Below are 22,056 nucleotides of genomic sequence, written 5' to 3' on the forward strand. Positions count from 1 at the left end.
CGCCACGTGCCCAACTCGATCGCCACCATTAGGCGTCGCTTGACCTTCGCTCTCAGTCAGACCCTGCAGCGATGTCCTTGCTGCGCGCGGCCCATGGAGGGACGGCAACGGGGTCATTTATGACGCAGTAGTACTAGGCCTTTGGTTCCTCCGGTGGCGGCCCCAGCAGCGCCGGCTCGAAGATCAGCGCCGCCACCAGGGTCCAGATCAGCGAGATCATCAGGATCTTGCCCATGCTGGCCGTGCCCGGGTGGCTGGAGAGCATCAGGCTGCCGAACGCCGTCCCGGTGGTGAGCGCGCTGAAGAACACCCCGCGCGCCAGACTCGATTGCAGCAGGTTCGTGGTTCCCGCCCGCCAGGCCATGACGAAGTAGATGTGGAAGGCCACGCCCACCCCGAACAGCAGGGGGAAGGCGATGACATTGGCGAAGTTGATCGGCTGGCCGATCAGCACGCAGGTTCCCAGGGTGAGGAAACCCGCCAGCACGATGGGCGCCAGGGTGAAGGCCACTTCCCGCAGGCTGCGCAGGACGAGCAACAACAAGGCCGTGATCGCCACGAGCGAGAGCAGGCCCGCCTCGATGAAGGCCCAGCTGACTGTCTTGCCCGCCTCCTGGATCGAAATCGGCGGGCCTGAGGCGTCGGGGGCGATGGCGCGGACGGCCTTCGAGAAGGCTTTCAGAACGCTGTTGTCGTTGGAGTCGCCCTTGGGCGAGACCTGGACGCGGGCCCGGCCGTCGGGCGTCACCCAGTCGCGCATCATATCCATCGGCAGGGTCTGCAGCGTCACCGGCTCCGCCGTCAGGAGGGCGCGGAGTTCGTCCAGCAGGGTGTTGAGCGGCGGGATCAGCGCCTCTGTCGCGCGGGCGCGCAGGGCTGGCGGTCCGGCCGCGATCGCGTCGAGGGCGGCGGCCAGCCGAAGCGCGTCCGCGGCCCCACCCGCGCCACCGGTCCCCGCAGCGGCGCGCAGCTTGGCCGCCGTGGTCCGGAGCGAGGCCACCACGTCGGCGTCACTGGGCGCGGGCTGCGGCTCGAACGGATTGAGGGTGGGGTCCAGCAGCAGCTGGGCGTCGGAGATCGCCGCCAGCTTCGCGGGCTGATCGTCGGGTACGAAGCTCGACAGGGTGATCGCCTGGGCGACCGCAGGGAGCTTCCCGAGGCGGTCGGCCAGTTGGTCCGCAGCGGCCAGGGACGGCGCGAGCACGTCGATGGTGTTCGGGGTCTGGGTCGGGTCCTTGATGATGTCATTGAGTGTCGACATCGCCTCGCCGCGCACATTGCGCAGATGCATCGGGTTGAAGTCGAAGCGGACGAAGGGCAGCAGGGCGACGCTGACCAGGGTCGAGCCCGCGAAGGTCCACAGCACAAGCTTGCGGCGCTCGATCAGGAACCGGTCGACGGCCGCCATCCGCGGGGAGCCCACCGCTTCGCTCTGTGCGGGCGGCCGCAACAGCCGGATCAGCGCCGGCAGCAGGGTCAGGTTCAGCAACAGGCCGATCACCATGCCGACGCCGGCGATGATGCCCAGTTCGGAGACGCCTACGTACTGGGTGGGCAGGAAGCCCAGGAAGCCGAGCGTGATCGCCAGGGCGGCCAAGGTCAGGGAGCCGCCGATCCCCGCGCCGGCGGCGGTCAAGGCCGCGCGAAGGTCCTGGGTGATCAATCGCTCCGCCCGGAACCGCACACTGAACTGGATTCCGAAGTCGACGCCCAGCCCCACGAATAGGGGAATGAAGGCCACGGAGATCAGGTTGAAGCGCCCCACGGTCACCAGGCCCATGGCCGTGGTGAGCAGGAGACCGACCAGCGTCGTCGTCAGGATGGCGACGACCAGCCGGACCGACTTCACCGCCAGCCACAGCATCACCAGCACGGCCAGGAGCATGGATCCGCTCACCAGCCAGGCGCGGTCGGCGAGCGAGCCGAACTCCTCATCCGAAAGCGGCACCGCGCCGGTCAGCCGCACGCGCACCCCGTGAGCGCCATCAAGCGCCAGGCTCTTGGCGGCTGCACGGATCGCGTCGCTGGAATCGACGCCGGGCATCAAGGCGCCGTAGTCGAGCTTCGGCCGGGCGATGATGAACCGCCGGGTGGGCGCCTGCAGGCCACCACCGCCGCCGGCCACCATGGCCTGCCAGGAGAAGAAGGCGGGCTTGCCCGCCGCGACGGTCTGGAGGGCGTCGGCGAGGGCGCCGATCGGCTTGTCGACGGCGGCGAACGAGGTCTGGCCGTGGGCGACGCCATCGGCCAGCGTCGAGATGGCGGTCATCACGCCTCGCAGGCTGGGGTCTGCCGCCATGGGGCCGAGGAAGGGCTGGGCGGAGACCAGCTGGTCGGTGGTCGCGCGCACCTGCGGCGTCGGCAGGAAGAGCAGCCCCTCCCGGGCGAAGAACGGTCCGCCGTCCGGGCGCCGCACGCTGCCGAACAGTTGGGTCTCGGCCGCCAGCTTCGCCGTCAGGACCGCCGCCGCCGACTCGGCGAGTTCTGGCGTGGCGCCATCGATGACCACGACGGTGCTGTCGGTGTTCTGCGGGAACGCCTTGTCCATGGCGATCTCATGCTGCCGCCAGGGGACCTTGCCGGAGATGAGCGCAGCTGTGTCGCTGGTCATGCTGAAATGCCCGACGACGAACCACAGGGCCGCCGCCGAAAGCGCCGCGACCACCGACAAGGTGAGCCAGGGGTGGCCGGAGCCGAGCTTGACCGCCGAGCGGATGGGAGTCGCCGTCATCGGGAGCCTCGCGCCGTGGGCCTAGACCCTATCCCGGCTGACTTGGAACAAGTCAAACCTCGAACCCGGACATGGCCTCTGGCCAAGCCGCGCCACCGCCGCCGGATTTCACAAGGCGCTTGGCGCCGATCAGCGTTTTCGAGGCTGGGCCACTTCCCCGTCGGGCGAACCGCACTACATGGAACGTAGACGGGACTTCCGAGGGGCGACTATGCGCGCGGGCCTGATCGCGCTTGTTGTTGTGGCGTGTGCGATGACAAGTGCTTGTAGCAAGAAGAGTTCGCTCTATCTGGAGCCGGGTGAACGCGCGCCTCCGGCGAGAGCCGGGCCGCCGGTGGCCTCACCGCCCACGGCGACGCCCTCGACCGCGCAGCCGGGGCCTTCCTCTCAGCCAGCGCCGTCGGCGCAATCCCCGGCTTCCCGGCCGAACGATTGAGCCGCCGCGCCGGCTGGCGGGACGCGGGCGGCAGAGTGTATGGGTGCGGCCCACCTCTCACCGGGACATTGCATGAGACATCTTCTGATCGCCGCCGCCCTTGTGTTCGCGAGCAGCGCCGCCCTGGCTCAGCCTGCGTCGCCGCCGGCCGCGGGCGCCCAACCCACGGCCGCGGCCTTCATGGCCAACAACGCCCATGCGCCGGGGGTGAAGACCCTGGCGGATGGCCTGCAGTACAAGGTTGTGTCGTCCGGGCCGGCCGGGCCTTCGCCGAAGCCGGGCGACATCATCAAGGTGCACTACGAGGGCACGCTGACCACCGGCGCGGTTTTCGATTCCTCGTTCGCGCGCAACAAGCCCCTGCTCATGCCGCTGGAGAACTTGGTGCCGGCCTGGATGGAGGCCTTGCCGATGATGCACGTCGGCGACGAGTGGATGCTCTATGTGCCGCCGCAGCTCGGCTACGGCGCCGAGGGTTCGGGCCCGATCCCGCCCAACAGCGTGCTGGTGTTCCGCATCAAGCTCTTGGGCATGCTCTCGCAGGACTGATCAGGGCGCGGCGGAAGGCGTAGCCGCCGCCGGCTTTGCGCGCTCTTCGGCGCGGGCGCCGGAGAGCGCGTTGGCCAGCGAGTAATTGCCCTCGTGGCAGGCGTATTCGTAGATCGGGCCCTTTGCGGTCCGCATCGGCATCTGCGCCTTCCAGACCTTGGTGAAGTTCACCGGATCGTCGACGGCGAACTCATAGAGGATCTGATCCTTGGCGGTGCGCGTGAAGCGCTCGGTCAGCTTGCCCTTCGGCGAAAAGACGAAGCCGCCGCCCAGGCTTTCGACAGGCGCCCTGGGGCTGAGGTTGGTGGTCTCGACGACCAGGGTGTCGCCCTCCCACCAGCCGACGCTGTCGCCGAGCCAGGGATGGATGGCGTCGGGCAGGTGGCCCCGGTCCAGCATGCGGATGATCCGCACGTCGTGGTTCATCTCGATGTGGATGGCCACGAAGCCGGGCGACTGGACGATCTGGTAATTGCCGTTGAAGCCGGTGTTCATCATCGGCGGGCCTTCGGGCGAGCCGATCGCGATCAGGCAGCGTTCGGACGGCGGCCGGCTTTCCGGATCGTCGAAGGTCTCGTCCTCGACGGCCTTGTTGGCCTTCTTTCCCAATTCGGTGAAGGGGATGCGGCCGTCGGCCGGATCGACGATCCAGGAGGAGCGCATCTGCCCGTCGATCCGGGCGAGGTGCAGGTCCATCTCGAGGTAGTCGGACTGGGGCGCTTCCTTGACCACCGGTGGCGGACCCAGCTTCGGGTCGATCGGCTTGGTGCTGACCAGGTCGCCCACCAGGCTGTTGAAGCCGGCGATCATCATCGCGGCCTCTTTGTCGGTGGCGATCAGGCTTTTGAAGATCGGCGGCCGCTGCAGGAAGGTGAGCGCGGTGTTGGTCCACAGCCCCTGCAGGTCCGGCTCGCCCTGGGCGTTGCGGGGCGCGTGGTAGGGGGCCGGCGAGGGAGCGGCTTCGGCGGGGACGGCGGCCGCGGCCGTGGCGATGGCGGCGCAAAGCAGGACAGAGATTCTCATGAGAGGACTCCGTGGAGAGGGGCGGCGGGGATCGCCGACCTGGGCTTTGGGGATTTGCGCTGGGCTCGCCACTGCACACGGACGAGCCAGAAGATCATCGCGGCCACGACCACCAGGGCCGGGGTCAGCAGCCAGGGCGAGCCGCGCAGGGCTTCCGGCTGAGCCCGCGGCTGGCCGGCGAAGGAGCCCCAGGCGATGGCCAGCGCCGCACACATGCGCCACAGGTGCCGCGCGATCCGCTTGGGACCGGCGAGCCCGCCCTGGCGGATCATGCGGATGTCGCTGAGGAGGGCCAGGGCGGCGATCGCGCCGAACACATAGCCGATCTGCGAAGGTTCGCCGTCGATGACGCCTTTGGGCATCTGGCCGCCGATCACGCCGATCGCGAGGTCGCCGACCACGACCGCGGCGGCGACCAGAGCGGCCCCGGTCTCGAAGCGCCCGATCTGGCTCGCCGGCCTCTGGACCGCCGACCAGGCCGTGGCGGTCAGGTAGAAGACGAAGACCCCCATCATCGCCGAGACCTGGTCGGGGAGCAGCGGCGCGGTGACCGCGGCGACCCCCGACATGGTGAGCATGGCGAGGAAGAAGGTCGTGCCCGCCACCTGGTGCAGGCGTCGGCCCTTGGGGGCGACCAGGGCCACCGTGCCGGAGGCGAGGCCGACGGTGGCGCCGCTGACGTGCAGGGCCAGGACGGCCTCCGCGATGACGCGCAGCACAACGGGCGCCCCGGGAGCGAGGTGGGAGATGATCATCGGAAGTCTCCGTCAGGAGGGTGCGGCGGAAGCCTTTAGGGCGTCAGATCGGCTCGCGCCGTCGTCGGAGCCAGACGCAGGCGGCGAGCATGGCGGCGAAGACGATCAGGCCGAGCCAGAGGCCGGGGCTGGTGACGAACTTCCCCGGATCGAGCGTGTCGAGGCCAAGCGCCGGCATGCCGCCGCGGGCCTTGAGCTCCGCGGCCGAGGCGGTGACGAACGCCGCGTCGTAGCTGCCGATAATCCGGTCGCCGACCAGGTGCGCCAGGTGGGCCGAGTTGAAGGCCAGCTTCTCGATCAGGCAGAGAGCCAGCACCGGCAGCACCGCCCAGAGGAAGGGCGCGCGCTTGGCCCAGACGGAAACCAGCAGCAGCCAGCCATAGACCGGGGCCAGCCAAAGGCTGAGCGTGACCCACGCGTAGAGCAGCACCACGCCCTCGCCGGCGACGAAGCCGGGCGTCCAGGGCGTCGCGGCGCTGACGCCGGCGGCGACCAGGATCAGGGTCGAGAGCAGCAGGATGACCGCCTGGGCCACTACGGTCACGATGACGCCGACCACCGGCAGGACGGCCATCGGAATCGCCGCCTTGGAGAGCACGGTCTTGAGGTCGGAGACCGGCAGGGATTTCCAGAACAGGATGCTGCGGTCTCGACGCTCGTTGAAGAGGGCGCCCAGGCAGTAGAAGGCCGCCACGATCATCACGGCCAGCGTGATGGCCGCGTGGGCGGCGACGAAGGGCTGGCCCATGACCATCGACTGATGGACGGGATCGAGCTTCAGCGTCGCGATGCGGCGTGCCGGCATGCCGATCGCACTGAGCAGGTAGCCGCACCACACGACGACGGCGGCCAGCGCCGGGACGATGTAGACCGAGCGGCTCTCCCAGAGCTCGCGGCGCACCGACCAGTAGAGCGGCCGGACCCTGGACGGGGTTTGTAAGGCGGCGTCGGTCATTTGGCGGCTCCCTGGGTTGCGCCCATCATGGCGACGAACAGGTCGGCGAGGCTGGGGGTGCGGACCTCGCCGAGGGCGGCGAGGCGGGTGCGGTCGGCGTTGTCGAACAACAGGATGGACCGACCGAAGAGCTGGCGCTCCTGGATCGGCTTCAGGGCCCGGGCCGCGTCGAGGTGGTCGGGGCCGACCATGACCTCGCAGTAGCGGGACTCGAAGTCTTCCATGCTGACGTTCAGTGCGATGCGCCCGCGGTCGATGAACACCACGTCGGTGAGGATGTGCTGGATCTCCTCCACCTGGTGGGTGGAGACCACGATAGTGCGGGTGTGGTCGAAATAGTCGTTGAGCAGGCTGTCGTAGAACGACTTGCGATAGAGCAGGTCGAGGCCCAGTGTCGGCTCGTCGAGGATCAGCAGCTTGGCGTCGATGGCCATGACCAGGGCCAGGTGCAGCTGAGCCACCATGCCCTTGGAAAGCTCACGCACCTTGCTGGTCAGCTTGATGGTTGTGCGCGCCAGGAAGGCTTCGGCCTTGGCGCGGTCGAAGCGCGGATGGACGCCGGCCACGTAGTCGACCGCATCGCGGACCTTCATCCAGCGGGGCAGGATCGCCACGTCGGCGATGAAGCAGACCTCGGCCATCAGGGCGTCGCGTTCGGTCCAGGGATCGCGTTCCAGCACCTTGAGCCGGCCCTCATAGGGGATCAGGCCAAGCATGGCCTGCAGCGCGGTGCTCTTGCCGGCGCCGTTGGGGCCGATCAGGCCCAGGATGCGGCCTTCCTCGACCCGGAGGTCGACGCCATCGAGGGCGACGGTCGAACCGTAGGCCTTGCGCAGGCCGCGGGCGTCGATGCTGGCCATGGCCTCAGTCCTTCCCGCGCTTGGTCACGCCAAGCAGCTCGTCAGCCAGGCCGAGGCGCTGGATGGTGGCATGAATTTCCGGCCAGCGGTCGATCAGGAATTTCGCCCGTTCGGCCCTGAGCAGCTGGCCGCGGGCGCCCGGCGCGACGAACATGCCGAGGCCCCGGCGCTTCTCCACCAGGCTGTCGGCTTCGAGACCCTGGTAGGCCTTGAGCACGGTGAGCGGATTGACCCGGCTCTCGGTCGCCACGTTGCGGACCGATGGCAGGGCGTCGCCGTCCTTGAGGAGGCCATCGAGGATCATCGCCACAACCCGTTCCCGGATCTGGCGGTAGATCGGCTGACTGTCATTCCAATCTGGGTCCATTGTCCGTCTCGAAGGGCCCCCTGCGGGGCCGCGTCCGGCGAACCGGACCACGGCCACCATGACCGCTTCAACCTGCTATGGTGCTATAGTTAGATAGAACACCAAAGTTAGGCAAGCGGAATCTGCGGCGCCGCGAATCCGGGCCGATCAGAGCGGGCTGGCGTAGGCGGTGGCGAGGGCCGCGCGGACCGCGCCGTCGGCGGCCAGTGCGCGAGGGAAAACCGCGTCGAGCTGCAGGAAGCGGCCGATGTCGGCGGTGGGGTCGCCGGTGCAGCCCAGGCCGATGGCGGTCAGGCGGTCGGCCAGCGGATCGACGATCGCAACACGGGCGCGGGCCTGGGTGCGGACGAAGACCATCCAGGCGGCGACTCCGACCGCCAGGCGGGCGATGGGTCGGCCGGCGGCGCGCGCCTCGGCCAGGGTCTCCAACAGGCGGACCGGCAGCTTCTGCGAGCCGTCCCAGGCGATCTGCGACAGGCGGTGGACGATGGCCGGGTTGCGGAAGCGGGCGAGAATCTGGCCGATGTAGGCGGGGACGTCGAGGCCGGCGGCGGGCTTGAGACTGGCGGCGATGTCCTCGCGCATCATCGCCTCGACGAAGGCGGCGAGGGTTGGGTCGGCCATGGCCTCTGCGACTGTCGCATGGCCGCGGGCGAGGCCGACGTAGGCCAGGGTCGAATGGGCGCCGTTCAGGAGGCGCAGCTTGGCGCGCTCGAAGGCGGCCACGTCGGCGGCGAGGGTCACGCCAGCCTCGGCGAAGATGGCGGCGTCTTTGGCGCTCAGGCCTTCGCCGACGACCCACTGCGCGAACCGCTCGCGCTGGATCGGCCAGGCGTCGGTGAGGCCCAGGCGCCGGGCCACCTCGGCGCGCAGGGCGTCATCCGTGGCCGGCGTAATGGAGTCGACCATGGTGTCGGGGAAGGTGATCTCGCGCTCGATCCAGCGGACCAGGTCGGCGTCGCCACGGGCTTGCGCGAACTGCAGCACGGCCCGGCGCAGGCGCGCGCCGTTGCCGGAGAGGTTGTCACAACTCAGCGCCGCGATCCCCGGTGCGCCGGCGGCATGGCGGCGGCGCAGGCCCTCGGTCAGCCAGCCGATGAAGCTCCGCGGCGCGTCCGGGCTCGCGAGGTCGTGGCGGATGTCGGGGTGGTCGGCGTCGAGGTCGCCGGCTGGGGTCAGGCAATAACCCTTCTCCGTCACCGTCGCGGTGACCAGGCGCAGGGCTGGATCGACGAGGCGGGCGAAGACGGCGCCAGGATCGCGCGGCGCGGTCAGGATTTGGCGGATCGCCCCAATGATGCGGACCTGCGGCTCCGCCTCGCGCTCGATCAGGCTGTAGAGGCCGTCCTGCGGTTCGAGAGCGGCGCGGACCGCGTCGCTGTGCAGGGAGACGGCGCAGATCGCGAGGCCCGGATCGCGGGTCAGCATCCGGTCCAGATAGAAGGCCTGGTGGGCGCGATGGAAGGCGCCGGGGCCGAAGTGGACCACGCCGATGCGGGTCGCCCCACGGTCATAGGCCGGGCGGATCACCGCAGACGGGAGCGAGACCAGGGTCGCGTCGGACAGGCGGCTCAAAGGGTGATGACTAAGGCTTGCGGCATCGACAAATGGTAACCGGTGTCACGCTTTCAGCCTATACCCTGCTGCGATGCGGAGGCTATGAAGCGGCATCCGACGGCAGGGGACGGAATTGGCATGGCGGAGCGCGAGGCGCCGGAGACCGAGGAGCCGGGAGCGGGCGAGGGCCCGCGCCGCCGGCCCACGATCAACGACATCGCCCGCCTGGCCGGGGTCTCCAAGAAGACTGTCAGCCGCGTCATCAACGCCAGCCCCAACGTCCAGAAGGAAACCCGCGAGCGCATCCAGGCGGTGATCGCCGAGCACGGCTATGCGCCCGACCCGCAGGCTCGCGGCCTGGCCTTCCGCCGCTCGTTCCTGATCGGCCTGGTCTATGACAACCCCAACCCGCAGTACGTCGTGAACATGCAGCTGGGCCTGCTGGACGGCATGAAGGGCTCGGGGTTCGAGCTGGTGGTGCATCCGTGCAATCGCGTCAGCCCGACGTTCCTGTCCGACCTGCGCGGCTTCATCGAGCGGCAGAAGCTGTTCGGGGTGGTGCTGACGCCCTCGGTCTCGGAGGACGAGCGGGTGGCGGCGCTGATGGGCGAGATCGGTTGCGAATATGTCCGGGTAGCCTCGGTCTCTCTGGATGCGCCGGCGCACATGATCGAGACCCGCGACCGGCTGGGCGGCGAGGCGGCGGCGCATCACCTGGCCGATCTGGGCCATCGACGTTTGGCTTTCATCTCCGGCCCGCCGAGCTTCCGCTCGTCACGCGAGCGGCGCGAGGGCTTCGAGGTCGGGCTGGCGGCGCGCGGCCTGAAGCTGGAGGCCGGCTACAGCCAGGAGGGCGCCTACACCTTCGAATCCGGGATCGAGTGCGCGGCGGCGTTGCTGAAGCTTAAGCCCCGGCCCACCGCGATCTTCGCCGGCAACGACGAGATGGCGGCCGGCGTGCTGCAGGCCGCGCGGCAGATGGGCGTGGCGGTGCCGGGCGACCTGTCGGTAGTGGGCTTCGACGATTTCGAAATCGCGCGGCGGCTGTGGCCGAGCCTGACCACGATCCGCACGCCGACCCGCGAGATCGGCCGGCTGGCGGTGGAGCGGCTGATGGGCCGCGAGGCCGAGGGCCGCGCCGAACAGGATCGCCTGCCGGCCCTGGTGGTGCGGGAGTCGACGGGGCCGGTGGCGACTTAGAGCTTCACCGGCTCCAGCTTCGGCGAGAGCAGGTGGATGGCGCCCAGCGCCAGGATATAGGCCGAGGCGGCGACCACGAAGATCGGCGTGTAGGTCCCGAGCTTGTCGAGCACGTAGCCCGCGTACTTCGACATGACCATGCCGCCGATCGCCCCGATCATCCCGCCGATGCCCGCGACGGAGCCCACTGCGGACCTGGGGAAGACGTCGCCGGGCAGGGTGTAGAGGTTGGCCGAGAAGCCCTGGTGCGCGGCGGTCGCCACCCCGATGATCGCCACCGCCAGCCAGAGGTTGTCCGCGAAGGCCGCGAAGGCCACCGGCATGGCCAGGACCGCGCAGACCAGCATGGTGGTCTTGCGCGCCCGATTGATGGTCCAGCCGGCGGCGATGAACCGCGAGGACAGCCACCCGCCGGCCACGCTGCCCACGTCGGAGACCAGGTAGATTGCCACGATGGGCGGCCCGAAGGTCTTCAGGTCCAGGCCGTGACGCTTGGCCATGAAGTCGGGCAGCCAGAAGAGGAACATCCACCAGATCGGGTCGATCAGGAACTTGGCCGCCGCATAGGCCCAGGTCTCGCGGATCCGGAGTAGGTGGAACCAGGAGACCGCCTCCACCGGATCGGCCGGGTCGCCCTCGATGTGGGCGAGCTCGGCCGGCGACAGGTTCCTGGCCTGGCGTGGCGTGCGGTAGACCAGAAGCCAGATCGGCAGCCAGACGAGGCCGCCCAGTCCCGTGACGATGAAGGCCGCCTGCCAGCCCCAGGCCAAGACGATGGCCGGGATGATCAGCGGGGTGACGATGGCGCCGATGTTGGTGCCGGCGTTGAAGAGGCCGGTGGCGAAGGCCCGCTCGCTCTTCGGGAACCACTCGGCCATGGCCTTCAGGCCGCCGGGGAAGGCCCCGCCTTCGCCGATGCCCAGCGCCAGGCGCGCGCCGATGAAACCGCCCATGGAGCGGGCGAAAGCGTTGGACATGTGGGCGATCTGCCAGACCAGGAAGGCCAGGCCGAACCCCCAGCGCGCGCCGATCCTGTCCACCACCCGGCCGAAGGCGAGGTAGGAGACGGCGTAGGCGCCCTGGAACCAGAAGATCAGGTTGGCGTAGTCGCCCTCGCTCCAGCCGAATTCCTTGGAGAGGTCGCCCTTCAGGAAGCCGATGGTCTGGCGGTCGACGTAGTTGATGATCATCGCCGTCAGCAGCAGGCCGACGATCACCCAGCGGTAGCGGCCGACGACGGCGGCCCTAGCCGGAAGCGTCGCGTCGGCCATCGTGGGATCCTCCCTGGCCCTCGGCTGGGACAGCTGGATGCGCGATGCAGCGGATCTCGTCCAGGTCGCCGAAGGTGATGCGGGCCGTTTGTCCGGCCTCGATATCGTGGATGCCGCTGGCCGCGCCGGTGGTCACCAGTTGGCCGCGCCTCAGCGGCCGTCCGCGCGCGGCGACGACGTTCATAAGGAAGGCGAGGGAGGCCGCCGGGCCTCCCGGCAGCGACGAGGGAGCGCCGCGGCCCACCAGCTTGCCGTCGACATAGGCCGCGCAGGCCGGCCAGTCGTCGGTGCGGGTTCGCCAGTCGGGGATGGCGCGGCCGAGGATCAGCCCGGCGTTGTTGCCGAAGTCCGCGGCCACCACCCGGGGACCCAGGATGTTGATGCTGGCCAGCGGGCTGCCGGCGAATTCGACGCCCACCAACTCCTCCTCGACGAGCGCCATGGCCGCCTCTGGGGTCCAGTCGGTCTTGCCGGCCGGCGCGTCCTCGCCCATCCGATAGATGTATTCCGCTTCTACCGCGGCGAACCCGCCGGGAATGGCGAAGACCGGCGTCGGCTCAAGCCCGGCCTGGACGATATTGGCGGCGAAGACCGGACCCATTACCCGCTCAGCGGCGAGCGAGGCCTGCAGTTCGGTCGGGATGCGGCCCACTTTCCAGCCGGCGATCGGGTCGGCCATCAGGCCGATGGCGGCCTCCTGGATCCGGTAGCCGGCGGCCATGTCGGCTGGAATCGCGCCGGGAAAATCGGGCAGGGCGCGGGCCGCGCGGCGGGCGTCCACGAACCGACGGGCCACCTCCAACGGCGCGAGGGCGGCCGCGGACTTCGGCGCGGCTTCGCTCACTGCGCCCCCGCCGCGGCGCGGGCGCAAGCCATCTTTCCGGTCTTGGTCTGGAGCGCTTTGGAGGTCACGATAGGTCGACATTGGGCGATTAGGTAACCGGTGTCAATTTGCGGGACAGGTCTGCTGAGAGGACTTGCCAGCCGATGATGACACCGGTTACCTGCCGCCAGCCTGAAAGAGCGCGTGCGAGCCATGGCCAAAATGCAAGCAAAACCGTTGAGCCTTCACTCCGACCGGCTGTTCCCGGCCGATCCGGCGGTGCGCGATGTCGCGCGCCGGCTCTATGGCGAGGTGTCCGGCCTGCCGATCATCAGCCCGCACGGTCACACCGACCCGGCGTGGTTCGCGACCAATGCCCCCTTCGAGGACGCGACCAGCCTGTTGCTCACGCCGGACCATTACCTGTTCCGCATGCTCTACAGCCAGGGCGTGCCGATGGAGGCGCTGGGCGTGCCGAGCCGCAAGGGGGCGAGCCCGGCAGACCCGCGAGCCGCCTGGCGGCTGTTCGCGAGCCACATGCATCTGTTCCGCGGGACGCCGTCGGCGATCTGGCTGGAGCATGTGTTCGCCGAGGTGTTCGGCTTCGACGTGGCCCTGGATGCGGGCACGGCGGACCTCTACTTCGACCGCATCGGCGAGCTGCTGGCGACGCCGGCCTTCCGGCCGCGGGCGCTGTTCGAGCGGTTCAACATCGAGGTGCTGGCGACCACGGAATCGCCCACCGATCCGCTCAATTACCACAAGGCGATCCGCGAGAGCGGCTGGGGCGGGCGCGTGGTCACCGCCTATCGCCCGGACCCGGTGGTCGACCCGGAGCACGAGGACTTCTGGCCGTCACTGGAGCGGTTCGCCCAGCTCTCCGGCCAGGACGTCAGCTTCTGGGCCGGCTATCTGGAGGCGCATCGCATTCGCCGGCAGGCCTTCATCGCCGCCGGAGCCACCTCCACCGACCACGGCCACCCGACAGCGCAGACCGCCGACCTGGCGCCGGCCGACGCCGAGGCGCTCTATCATCGCATCCTGGACGGCGTGCGCTCCAAGGAGGACGCCGAGCTGTTCCGCGCCCAGATGCTGACCGAGATGGCCAGGATGAGCCTGGACGACGGGCTGGTGATGCAGATCCATCCGGGTTCGTTCCGGAACCACAACGCCCGCCTGTTCTGGACCCAAGGCCGCGACAAGGGCGCCGACATCCCGCAGCCCACCGACTATGTGCGGGCGCTCAAACCCCTGCTGGACCGGTTCGGCAATGAGCCCGGCCTGACCCTGATCCTCTTCACCCTCGACGAAACGGCCTACAGCCGCGAACTCGCGCCGCTGGCCGGCCATTATCCGGCGCTGCGCTTGGGCCCCGCCTGGTGGTTCCACGACAGCCCCGAAGGCATGCGCCGGTTCCGCGAGCAGACCACGGAGACGGCGGGCTTCTACAACACCGTCGGCTTCAACGACGACACCCGCGCCTTCCTGTCGATCCCGGCGCGGCACGACGTGGCCCGGCGCGTGGATTGCGGGTTCTTGGGGCGGCTGGTGGCCGAGCACCGAATGACCGAGGACGAGGCCGCCGACGTGGCCCAGGACCTCGCCTACAACCTGGCCAAGAAGGCCTACAAACTGGATGCGCCCCAGCCCTTGCCCTCGCGGGCTCGCCTGGCCTCCGCACGAGACGCCTGAGGAGGCCCTCATGTTCAAGAAGACCTACCACGCCACGCACCCGGACATGATGGCCGGCGCCACCAACGACCAGCTGCGCGATCGCTATCTGGTGAGCGACGTCTTCGTCGCCGGCGAGGTGGTGCTGAACTACGCCCACTATGAGCGGTTCGTGATCGGCGGCGCGGCGCCCGGCAAAGGGCCGCTGAAGCTGCCCGACCAGACCGAGCCGGCCTCAGCCGCCGGCCATCCGTTCCTGGAGCGGCGCGAGCTGGGGGTGATCAATGTCGCCGACGTCGTCGGCAAGGTCACCGTCGACGGTCAGGCCTTCACCCTGGCGCCGCGCGACTGCCTCTATGTGCCGATGGGCTCGAAGGACGTGATCTTCGAAGGCGAGGGCGCGCGGTTCTATCTGGTCTCGACGCCGGCACATGCGCGGTTCGAGGCCAAGCAGATCTCCATCGCCGAAGCCGTGCCGCTGGAGCGCGGGTCGCTGGCGCAGTCCAACGAGCGGACGATCTACCAGCTGGTGGTCCCGGCGACATGCCAGTCGGCGCAGCTGCTGCTGGGGCTGACCATCCTCAACACGGGCAGCGTCTGGAACACCATGCCGCCGCACCTGCACGACCGCCGGAGCGAGGTCTATTTCTACTTCGGGCTGAAGGAGGACGAGCGGGTGTTCCACTTCATGGGCGAACCGGACGCCCAGCGGCACATCGTGATGGCCAATGAGGAGGCGGTGATGTCGCCGCCATGGTCGATCCACATGGGCTCGGGCACCTCGAACTACGCCTTCATCTGGGCCATGGGCGGCGAGAATCTCGACTTCACCGACATGCATGTCCTCGACATCTGCCAGCTGAAATGATCCTCCTTCGCCAAGGCTTCGCAGGATGCATCCTCCCGCGATCGATCCTCCAAAGCTCCCATGCTGGGAGCGTAGGAGGATGAGCGGGCTCTTCGATCTGACGGGCAAGACGGCCCTCGTCACCGGCGCCAACACCGGGCTGGGGCAGGCCATCGCCGTGGGACTTGCAGGCGCCGGGGCGGACATCGTCGCGGTCGGGCGCAGCGCGCCGGACGAGACGGGCCAGATGGTGGCCGCGGCTGGGCGAAAGCTGCGGGCGATCCCGGCGGATCTCAGTTCGATCGCGCCGATCGGGGCGGTGATGGCGGAAGCCGGGCCGATCGACATCCTGGTCAACAACGCCGGCATCATCCGCCGCGCCGACAGCGCCGACTTCACCGAGGCCGACTGGGACGCGGTGATGGACACCAATCTGAAGGTGGCCTTCTTCCTCAGCCAGGCGGCGGCCAGGGGCTGGATCGCCGCCGGCCGCGGCGGGAAGATCATCCAGGTGGCTTCGATGCTGTCGTTCCAGGGCGGCCTGCGCGTGCCGTCCTACACGGCCTCGAAGAGCGGGCTGGCGGGCCTGACCAAGGCGCTGGCCAACGAGTGGGCGCCCAAGGGGATCAACGTCAACGCCATCGCGCCGGGCTATTTCGTCACCAACAACACCGAAGGCCTACGCGCCGACGAGACCCGCAGCCGCCAGATCCTGGAGCGGATTCCGGCCGGGCGCTGGGGAACGCCGGACGATCTGGCGGGCGTGGCGGTGTTCCTGGCCAGCCGGGCCTCGGACTACATGCACGGTTCCGTCGTGGCCGTGGACGGGGGCTGGCTGGCGCGCTGAGGCAGCTTGGGGGCTAGCGGGCGCCGCCCGGCGAATCGGGCCGCTGCACGGCGGCGCGGCCGTGCAGGCGCGCCAGCGTCTGGCGAAGGCGGTCGCTTTCGGCCGCAAGGCTGGTGACGTCTTCCTGGAGCTGCGCCACGCGCTGGCGGAGGTAGAGGTTCTCGCGCGCCAGATCCTTGGGCGCAGGACCCGGCGCGTCGGTCAGTGGGTCCACCAGACCAGGCCGCCGATCGCGGCGATCAGCAGCAGGCTGAACCACAGGGGCACGTTGCGCGGCGACAGGAACGGCGTCGGCGGGAATTCGGGCGTCTTGCTCGGCTCGGGCGAGGCGCTCACGACCGGCCTCCGGTGCGGACCTTGGCCAGGGCGTAGACGTACGGCGAAACGCCGGCGACCAGCACGCAGAGTGCGGCGGCCACGAACAGCATCGGCATGGGATTGTCTCGGGACGGACGCCACGTCGCGAGGGCTCAACCGCTTCGGTGGCGGCGACCGCGCGACGGCGCTGCCTTCCATATGACCCTGCTCGGGCGCGATTGATAGGGTGACATGCTAGACCGGAGCCGCGGAAACAGCGGAACGGGTGTCACATGCCACATCGAGAGGGCCATCGGGTTACGCGGGTCGGCTGGCTGAGAGCCGCGGTGCTTGGGGCGAATGACGGGCTGTTGTCGACCGGCAGTCTGATCCTGGGCGTGGCCGCGGCCTCGGCCGGGCGATCGAGCATCCTGATCACCGGGGTCGCGGGGCTCGTGGCGGGCGCCATGTCGATGGCGGCGGGGGAATATGTCTCGGTCAGCTCGCAATCTGACGCCGAGAAGGCCGATCTGGCGGTTGAGGAGCAGGAGCTCTCCCAGAACATTGAGGCCGAGCGGGCGGAGCTGGCCGGCATCTATCGGGCGCGGGGCGTATCGCCGGAGATCGCCGCCGTCGTCGCCGAGCAGTTGATGGCGAAGGATCCGCTCGAGGCTCACGCCCGCGACGAGCTGGGGATTTCTGAAGCCACGACGGCGCGGCCGGTGCAGGCTGCGTTCGCCTCGGCCGTCTCCTTCTCGGTCGGGGCGGCGCTTCCGCTCCTGATGGTGATCGTTTCGCCGATGGCGCTGCTGACCCCGGTGGTGGCCGCGAGTTCGCTGATCTTCCTGGCGGTGCTCGGCGCTGTCGGCGCCAAGACCGGCGGCGCCAATATTCTGCGCGCCACGGTGCGGGTGACCTTCTGGGGCGCGCTGGCGATGGCCGTCACCGCCGGTATCGGCAAGCTCTTCGGCGTGGCGGTGGGCTAGGTCCCCGCCTGGACGAACGGGACCTTGTCGAAGCGCCGCCGCTGAAATCGGCGCCGCCGAAAGAGTCTGGGTCGGCGTTAACGATCCATTGTCCGCGAGGCTCTTTGAGTCGCGGTATGACCGACGCCGGTGATCGTAAAACCGACCGAAAGAGCCAGGCCGCAATCCGCCGTCTGCTGGGTCTCACCTTCAGCCTGGTGGCGGTGGTGCTGGTCGGCGTGACCACACTGCTGGTCTCCGGCTCGCGCCTCACCGACGACCTGAAGGTCCGCGAGGACCGCTTCCTGGTCGCCAACGCCGTGGACCGCATCAGTACGCGGCTGGTCTCCGACATGACGACGGTGACGGTCTGGGACCAGGCCTACCGCAACATGCGCCCGGGCGGCGACATGGCCTGGGCGGACGCCGAGATCGGAGGCTTCTTCGCCAACAACCGCGCCTTCGACCGCACCGTGGCCCTCGACGACCACGACCGGCCCTTCTACGCCTGGGTGGGCAAGCATCGCGCCGATGCGCTCGGCCAGGCGCAGTTCGTCGCCGACGCCCTGCCGCTGATCCACGAGCTGCGGGTCATCGAGGCGGCCCGCGGCGCCTACCGGCCGAAGGTCGAGCCCACGGATCCGACCCTGGCCGAGACCGCCAAGGGGGTCATGGTCTCCGGCGGCCGACGCTGGCTGGTCGGCGTCTCGACCGTGGTTCCCTCCATCGGCGGCGCGCCGCGGAAGCCCGGCCCGGCGACGATCGTGATCGCCGCCCAGGAGCTGGACCCGCGCATCCTCTATTCGATGCGCCGCATGCACGTGACCAATCCGCGGATCGTCGTGGGACCGCACGGCGGCGCAGCCGTGGACCTGATGGGCATCCAAGGGCGCAGCGTCGGGGCGATCACCTGGACACCGAGCCATCCGGGCCTGGCCGCACTGAAGACCCAGCTCCCGGCGCTCAGCCTGGCGCTGGCGGTGTTCCTGATCATCATGGCGGTCCTGGGCCGTCAGGTGTGGCGTGTGCTGCGCGAGCTCGACGCCTATGAGCGCGCTCACGAGGCGGCGCTGCACGATCTGGAGGAGGCCCGCGACCGGGCGGAGAGCGCCAATGTCGCCAAGTCGCAATTCCTGGCCAACATGAGCCACGAGATCCGCACCCCGCTGAACGGCATCCTGGGCATGGCCCAGGTGCTGGCGCTGGAGGGCCTGCCGGCCGCCGCGCGCGAGAAGGTGCAGGTGATCCGCACGTCCGGCGAGGCCCTGCTGGGCCTGCTCAACGACGTGCTGGACCTTTCGAAGATCGAGGCGGGGAGCATGGAGCTCGACCCCGGCCCGTTCGACTTGGCGAGCGCCGTCGGGGCCGCGACCCGGCCGTTCGCCGAGGCCGCCGCGCGCAAGGGCGTGGGCTTCCGCGTCGAGATCGATCCCGAGGCCTTGGGCTCATGGCATGGCGACGGCGGCAAGCTGCGCCAGGTGCTCGCCAACCTGGCCTCCAATGCGGTGAAGTTCACCGCCGCCGGCGAAGTGAGCCTGGCAGCCGCGCGGACCGCTACGGGGGTCTGCTTCCGCGTCGCCGACACCGGCGTGGGTATCCCCGGGCTTGAGCTGGCGCGGCTGTTCCAGCGGTTCTCGCAGGTCGATCCCTCGGTGACCCGCAAGTTCGGCGGCACGGGCCTGGGCCTGGCGATCTCGCGTGAGCTGGTCGACCTGATGGGCGGCAGGATTTCCGTCGCCAGCGTCGAGGACCGGGGCTCGACCTTCACTGTCGAGCTGCCGCTGACCTGGCTGGGCCGTCCGGATCCGGGGGACGCAGCGCCGGAACCGGGCAAGCCGCCGCGCAAGGCCCGCGAAAAGGATCGCCCGGGCCTGCGGGTGCTGGCCGCCGAGGATAACCGCACCAACCGGCTGCTGCTGGAGGCGATGCTGAGCCCGCTCGGCCTGGAGCTGCATCTGGCGAGCGACGGGTCCGAAGCGGTCGAAATGTTCCGCGAGGGCGGCTTCGATCTGGTGCTGATGGACGTGCAGATGCCGGTGATGAACGGCGTCGATGCGGCGCAGGCGATCCGCGCGCTGGAGCGGGCCGAGGGCCGGCGCCCGACCCCGATCCTGGCCCTGTCGGCCAATGTCATGCGCCACCAGATCGATGAGTACCTGGCCGCCGGCATGAACGGCTTCGTCGCCAAGCCGATCGCCATGGCGACCCTGCTGGGCGCGATCGAGAAGGTGCTTTCCAAACCGGCCGACGAAGCCGCCGCCGCCTAGGGCAGCGCGCCGCGGACGCAGGCCCTTGGCGTCGAAGCCGGCTCCCTTGCGCAAATTGAAACGCAACCAGCGTTCGTGACACCGGTGTCTTGACACCGGTGTCAGTTTGGCGGAGCGTCCCTCCCAACAAGTTGGTCACCGATGGCCGCGAACCAGGGGGAAGTGTCCATGAACCTTAAATCACAGCTGTGGTTGTCCGTCGCCGTGGGGGCTGTTTCCACGGGCCTGTGCGGCGGGGCTGCGGCGCAGACAGCGACCCCGCCGGCGTCCACGCGAGGCGCCGTTGAAGAGGTGATCGTCACGGCGAACAAGCGTCCCGAGAACGTGCAGACCGTGCCGCAGTCGGTGTTCGTAGCGACCAAGTCCGTGCTGGACCGGGCGGATGTCCGGGACTTCGATGACATCACGACCGTCGCCCCGGACCTCACGATCACCAAGACCACCCAGCCGTTCAACAACAGCATCAATATCCGCGGGGTCGGCACCTACGCCTTCTCGATCGCCACCGAGGCGAGCACCGCGGTCGTCGTCGACGATGTGCCCCAGGCCTTCCAGGCCCAGGCGTTCAATTCGCTCACCGACGCCAGTCAGGTGGAAGTGCTGCGCGGGCCGCAAAACACCCTGTTCGGGAGATCCGCCTCGGCCGGCGTGATCACCATCACCACGCAGGCGCCGACCAACACGCTGGAGGAAGGCGTGCGGCTGATGGCGACCGACGACCGAGAGCAGCGCGCGAACGCCTTCGTCTCAGGCCCGATCGGCGACACCTTCAAGTTCCGCCTGGCTATGGGCGCCGACAACTACAAGGGGAATTTGTACAACGTCTTCAACGGGCAATGGATCGACGGCCACAACGACGCCAACGTCAGGGCCAAGCTTGTCTGGGAGCCTGCGCCCTCCTGGACGCTCTCCTTGTTGCCCTATTGGTCCAACACGCACGCGACCTGCTGTACGATGACACCGTACTTCCTGAGCCAGGTCGACGGGGGCCTGACCTACGGCAAGTTCAACGCGACGAAATTCGCGGCGACCCAGGCCGCCATCCTCAACGGGATCGTCCCCGGATCGAACAACCGTCAAGTCTCGGCGGACATCAATCCGGAGGGCAATGCGGTCGACTACGGTTCCGGGTTCAAGATCGAGCACAGCCTGGGCGACTTCACCCTGCTGTCGGTCAGCTCCTACGACCGCTACGATCTGCATGACCTGCAGGACACCGACCTGACCGCATACAACTGGGGCCCGGGCGGCCCCAACCCGGTGCCCGGCGCGGTGGCCGGCGGTTCGGCCAACGGCGGCGTGTTCAAGATCAGCTCAGTCACCCAGGAATTCCGGCTGACCTCGCCCAGTGCAGGGCGGTTCCGCTATGTGGCCGGCTTCTTCTTCAGCAACACCAAGGGCGAGGCGACCTTCGTCCGCGGGTCGAACACCCTGACCCAGGACGGAAACCTGACGACGGTGCCGCCGACGACCTCGGCGTTCGCGAACTACATTTCGCACTCGTCCGACAGCAACTACGCCCTCTACGGGCAATCGACCTTTGACGTGACCAGCCAGCTCACCCTGGTCACCGGCCTGCGGCTGAACCGCGACGATCTGCACTATTCGTTCGCCGACCTCTTCAACAACGTCACCTACGGCCAGCCCACCTGCTCGACGAAGACGCCCAGCGGCCTGACGGCCAAAACCTGCAGCACCTATGACTCGGTGACCGGGAAGGTCGCGCTACAGTACCAGGTCACGCCGACGCTGATGGTGTTCGGCGGCTACGACCGCGGCAACAAGGGCCCGGCCTTCGACCTGACCAGCACGCTGACCACGCGCTCGCTGCTCGCGGCGGGAGTCCCCTTGGCCGGCTTCCCGACGGCGGACGCCGTCGCCTCGCGGCAACCGGTGCCGCCTGAAACGGTCGACGCCTACCAGTTCGGGTTCAAGAGCTCGTTCTTTGACCGCCGGGTGATCCTGAACGTCACCGCGTTCGACGAAATCTACCACAACTTCCAGGCCCAGAGCCGCGATGACATCACCCAGCAGAACGAGCTCAACAGCATCGGCCAGGTCACGACGAAGGGCGTGGAGGTCGAGCTGTTCACTCAGGTCACGCGGAGCCTCACCTTCAACCTGGCGGGCGCCTACGACAAGGCGACCATCGACAGCTTCCCGGCCGCGGCCTGCTTCTCAAATCAGACGGCCGCCCTGGGGTGCGTGAACAGCCAGCAGAACCTTTCGGGCGCGCCGCTGTTCAATGCGCCGAAGTACAGCATCAGCGGCAACGCCGAGTACGACCGGCCGCTCGCCGGCGACTATACCGGCTTCCTCACCGTGGCGTTCCGGGCGCAATCGTCCGTGTACTACAGTCTCCTGAACGATCCGGATTCCAAGCAGAGCGCCTATGGCATCGTCAACCTGGGCGCCGGGGTGAGGAAGGGAAAATGGAAGGCGTCGGTGTTCGTCAACAACGCGCTGGATCAGAGCTACGCGACCTTCCTGGGCCGCGCCGGCAACTGGAACATCAACCCCTACGGCGCCACCAAGGGCGCGCCGATCAGCGACGCGATCAACTGGACCCCGGGCCGCGACAGCCACCGCTACTTCGGCGTCCACCTCGACTACAACTACTGACGGCGCGACCCAT

General features: G+C 68.9%; 19 protein-coding genes. 8 read left to right on the forward strand and 11 right to left on the reverse strand.

Annotation, left to right across the window (positions count from 1 at the left end; genetic code table 11):
* Positions 1 to 133: 133 nt before the first annotated feature.
* A complete protein-coding gene (locus VHS75_RS08495) occupies positions 134 to 2,731 on the reverse strand; it encodes an MMPL family transporter (protein ID WP_329638177.1) in 2,598 nt (865 codons plus the stop codon).
* A 508-nt stretch (positions 2,732 to 3,239) separates the two neighbouring features.
* Between VHS75_RS08495 and VHS75_RS08500 the strand changes: the two genes are divergently transcribed.
* Positions 3,240 to 3,716, forward strand: coding sequence for an FKBP-type peptidyl-prolyl cis-trans isomerase (locus VHS75_RS08500; protein WP_329638178.1), 477 nt, complete (start codon positions 3,240 to 3,242; stop codon positions 3,714 to 3,716).
* On the opposite strand, the gene VHS75_RS08505 is transcribed toward VHS75_RS08500, so the two are convergent.
* From VHS75_RS08505 to VHS75_RS08530, 6 genes are all read right to left on the reverse strand, one after another.
* Complete coding sequence (locus VHS75_RS08505) at positions 3,717 to 4,739, reverse strand: hypothetical protein (RefSeq protein WP_329638179.1); 1,023 nt, start codon at positions 4,737 to 4,739, stop codon at positions 3,717 to 3,719.
* Complete coding sequence (locus VHS75_RS08510) at positions 4,736 to 5,494, reverse strand: hypothetical protein (RefSeq protein WP_329638180.1); 759 nt, start codon at positions 5,492 to 5,494, stop codon at positions 4,736 to 4,738. Before VHS75_RS08510 ends, VHS75_RS08505 begins: the two co-directional genes overlap by 4 nt.
* A gap of 43 nt (positions 5,495 to 5,537) precedes the next feature.
* Positions 5,538 to 6,449, reverse strand: coding sequence for a hypothetical protein (locus VHS75_RS08515; protein ID WP_329638181.1), 912 nt, complete (start codon positions 6,447 to 6,449; stop codon positions 5,538 to 5,540).
* Positions 6,446 to 7,309 (reverse strand): ABC transporter ATP-binding protein, encoded by an 864-nt coding sequence (locus tag VHS75_RS08520; RefSeq protein ID WP_329638182.1) that lies wholly within the window; start codon positions 7,307 to 7,309, stop codon positions 6,446 to 6,448. The genes VHS75_RS08515 and VHS75_RS08520 overlap by 4 nt, the downstream gene beginning before the upstream one ends.
* A gap of 4 nt (positions 7,310 to 7,313) precedes the next feature.
* On the reverse strand, positions 7,314 to 7,676 hold the full coding sequence (locus tag VHS75_RS08525; protein ID WP_329638183.1) for a GntR family transcriptional regulator: 363 nt from the start codon (positions 7,674 to 7,676) through the stop codon (positions 7,314 to 7,316).
* 147 nt (positions 7,677 to 7,823) lie between these two features.
* Entirely contained in the window at positions 7,824 to 9,251 is a 1,428-nt protein-coding gene (locus tag VHS75_RS08530; protein ID WP_329638184.1) for a mannitol dehydrogenase family protein, read from the reverse strand.
* A gap of 120 nt (positions 9,252 to 9,371) precedes the next feature.
* On the opposite strand from VHS75_RS08530, the gene VHS75_RS08535 reads away from it, so the two are divergent.
* Positions 9,372 to 10,433 (forward strand): LacI family DNA-binding transcriptional regulator, encoded by a 1,062-nt coding sequence (locus VHS75_RS08535; protein ID WP_329638185.1) that lies wholly within the window; start codon positions 9,372 to 9,374, stop codon positions 10,431 to 10,433.
* Here VHS75_RS08535 and VHS75_RS08540 read toward each other — a convergent pair.
* Positions 10,430 to 11,704: an MFS transporter gene (locus VHS75_RS08540; protein WP_329638186.1), complete on the reverse strand. Its 1,275-nt coding sequence runs from the start codon at positions 11,702 to 11,704 to the stop codon at positions 10,430 to 10,432. The genes VHS75_RS08535 and VHS75_RS08540 overlap by 4 nt on opposite strands.
* Positions 11,679 to 12,548, reverse strand: a complete 870-nt coding sequence (locus VHS75_RS08545; protein ID WP_329638187.1) for a 2-keto-4-pentenoate hydratase — start codon at positions 12,546 to 12,548, stop codon at positions 11,679 to 11,681. Before VHS75_RS08545 ends, VHS75_RS08540 begins: the two co-directional genes overlap by 26 nt.
* Positions 12,549 to 12,749: 201 nt before the next feature.
* Here VHS75_RS08545 and uxaC point away from each other — a divergent pair, with 201 nt between their 5' ends.
* From uxaC to kduD, 3 genes are all read left to right on the forward strand, one after another.
* Positions 12,750 to 14,219 carry a glucuronate isomerase gene (gene uxaC, locus VHS75_RS08550; protein ID WP_329638200.1) on the forward strand — a complete coding sequence of 490 codons (1,470 nt, stop codon included), beginning with the start codon at positions 12,750 to 12,752 and terminating at the stop codon, positions 14,217 to 14,219.
* 10 nt (positions 14,220 to 14,229) lie between these two features.
* Positions 14,230 to 15,066 carry a 5-dehydro-4-deoxy-D-glucuronate isomerase gene (gene kduI, locus VHS75_RS08555; protein ID WP_329638188.1) on the forward strand — a complete coding sequence of 279 codons (837 nt, stop codon included), beginning with the start codon at positions 14,230 to 14,232 and terminating at the stop codon, positions 15,064 to 15,066.
* Between the two features lie 79 nt (positions 15,067 to 15,145).
* On the forward strand, positions 15,146 to 15,892 hold the full coding sequence (kduD, locus tag VHS75_RS08560; protein WP_329638189.1) for a 2-dehydro-3-deoxy-D-gluconate 5-dehydrogenase KduD: 747 nt from the start codon (positions 15,146 to 15,148) through the stop codon (positions 15,890 to 15,892).
* Between the two features lie 13 nt (positions 15,893 to 15,905).
* On the opposite strand, the gene VHS75_RS08565 is transcribed toward kduD, so the two are convergent.
* Positions 15,906 to 16,106 carry a hypothetical protein gene (locus tag VHS75_RS08565; protein WP_329638190.1) on the reverse strand — a complete coding sequence of 67 codons (201 nt, stop codon included), beginning with the start codon at positions 16,104 to 16,106 and terminating at the stop codon, positions 15,906 to 15,908.
* Entirely contained in the window at positions 16,094 to 16,228 is a 135-nt protein-coding gene (locus VHS75_RS08570) for a hypothetical protein (protein WP_329638191.1), read from the reverse strand. Before VHS75_RS08570 ends, VHS75_RS08565 begins: the two co-directional genes overlap by 13 nt.
* A gap of 254 nt (positions 16,229 to 16,482) precedes the next feature.
* Here VHS75_RS08570 and VHS75_RS08575 point away from each other — a divergent pair, with 254 nt between their 5' ends.
* The 3 genes from VHS75_RS08575 (at position 16,483) to VHS75_RS08585 (ending at position 22,043) form a co-directional block, all read left to right on the forward strand.
* A complete protein-coding gene (locus tag VHS75_RS08575; protein ID WP_329638192.1) occupies positions 16,483 to 17,175 on the forward strand; it encodes a VIT family protein in 693 nt (230 codons plus the stop codon).
* A gap of 116 nt (positions 17,176 to 17,291) precedes the next feature.
* Positions 17,292 to 19,421 carry an ATP-binding protein gene (locus VHS75_RS08580; RefSeq protein ID WP_329638193.1) on the forward strand — a complete coding sequence of 710 codons (2,130 nt, stop codon included), beginning with the start codon at positions 17,292 to 17,294 and terminating at the stop codon, positions 19,419 to 19,421.
* A gap of 168 nt (positions 19,422 to 19,589) precedes the next feature.
* Positions 19,590 to 22,043 carry a TonB-dependent receptor gene (locus tag VHS75_RS08585; protein WP_329638194.1) on the forward strand — a complete coding sequence of 818 codons (2,454 nt, stop codon included), beginning with the start codon at positions 19,590 to 19,592 and terminating at the stop codon, positions 22,041 to 22,043.
* Positions 22,044 to 22,056 lie beyond the last annotated feature (13 nt).

Source organism: Phenylobacterium sp. (genome assembly GCF_036264965.1).
Taxonomy (GTDB): Bacteria; Pseudomonadota; Alphaproteobacteria; order Caulobacterales; family Caulobacteraceae; genus Phenylobacterium.

Bases quoted from the DNA above. Each gene is read 5' to 3' on its own strand.
- uxaC (WP_329638200.1), top strand. From the start codon at position 12,750: ATGCAAGCAAAACCGTTGAGCCTTCACTCCGACCGGCTGTTCCCGGCC.
- VHS75_RS08515 (WP_329638181.1), bottom strand. From the start codon at position 6,449: ATGACCGACGCCGCCTTACAAACCCCGTCCAGGGTCCGGCCGCTCTAC.
- VHS75_RS08525 (WP_329638183.1), bottom strand. From the start codon at position 7,676: ATGGACCCAGATTGGAATGACAGTCAGCCGATCTACCGCCAGATCCGG.
- VHS75_RS08540 (WP_329638186.1), bottom strand. From the start codon at position 11,704: ATGGCCGACGCGACGCTTCCGGCTAGGGCCGCCGTCGTCGGCCGCTAC.
- VHS75_RS08500 (WP_329638178.1), top strand. From the start codon at position 3,240: ATGAGACATCTTCTGATCGCCGCCGCCCTTGTGTTCGCGAGCAGCGCC.
- VHS75_RS08585 (WP_329638194.1), top strand. From the start codon at position 19,590: ATGAACCTTAAATCACAGCTGTGGTTGTCCGTCGCCGTGGGGGCTGTT.
- VHS75_RS08505 (WP_329638179.1), bottom strand. From the start codon at position 4,739: ATGAGAATCTCTGTCCTGCTTTGCGCCGCCATCGCCACGGCCGCGGCC.
- VHS75_RS08580 (WP_329638193.1), top strand. From the start codon at position 17,292: ATGACCGACGCCGGTGATCGTAAAACCGACCGAAAGAGCCAGGCCGCA.
- VHS75_RS08495 (WP_329638177.1), bottom strand. From the start codon at position 2,731: ATGACGGCGACTCCCATCCGCTCGGCGGTCAAGCTCGGCTCCGGCCAC.
- VHS75_RS08520 (WP_329638182.1), bottom strand. From the start codon at position 7,309: ATGGCCAGCATCGACGCCCGCGGCCTGCGCAAGGCCTACGGTTCGACC.
- VHS75_RS08535 (WP_329638185.1), top strand. From the start codon at position 9,372: ATGGCGGAGCGCGAGGCGCCGGAGACCGAGGAGCCGGGAGCGGGCGAG.
- VHS75_RS08510 (WP_329638180.1), bottom strand. From the start codon at position 5,494: ATGATCATCTCCCACCTCGCTCCCGGGGCGCCCGTTGTGCTGCGCGTC.
- kduI (WP_329638188.1), top strand. From the start codon at position 14,230: ATGTTCAAGAAGACCTACCACGCCACGCACCCGGACATGATGGCCGGC.
- VHS75_RS08575 (WP_329638192.1), top strand. From the start codon at position 16,483: ATGCCACATCGAGAGGGCCATCGGGTTACGCGGGTCGGCTGGCTGAGA.
- kduD (WP_329638189.1), top strand. From the start codon at position 15,146: ATGAGCGGGCTCTTCGATCTGACGGGCAAGACGGCCCTCGTCACCGGC.